At 73.1% G+C, this 309-nt stretch carries 1 pseudogene; it reads right to left on the reverse strand.

Features of this window, described 5'->3' with window-relative positions:
* Positions 1-71: 71 nt before the first annotated feature.
* Positions 72-309: pseudogene (locus tag UK12_RS44180) on the reverse strand (hypothetical protein); the annotation flags it as partial.

Below are 309 nucleotides of genomic sequence, written 5' to 3' on the forward strand. Positions count from 1 at the left end.
AGCACCTGTGGACCGCACGAAATCTCTCAGCATGCCAAGGACCGTTCACGAACGGGCCCGGCGCGCACCGCTTAGAACGGAGGCTCTTCCGAGTAGCCGACACCGGACGGGGCACCCCAGCTGCGGCCGCCCTGGTTGCCACCAGAGGGAACGCTGCACGGAGAAGGGTCGTCGGGCGCGCCGGACAGGCCGCCGGAGTTTCGTCGCCAGCGGCCGCCCTGCTGGCCGTCGCCGCGCCCGCCGTAGCCGCCACCCTGCTCGCGGCCGACTCCGCCCTGGCCGCCGGGACCTCGATGACCGCCGAAGCGG

This window comes from Saccharothrix sp. ST-888, from assembly GCF_000955975.1.
Taxonomy (GTDB): domain Bacteria; phylum Actinomycetota; class Actinomycetes; order Streptomycetales; family Streptomycetaceae; genus Kitasatospora.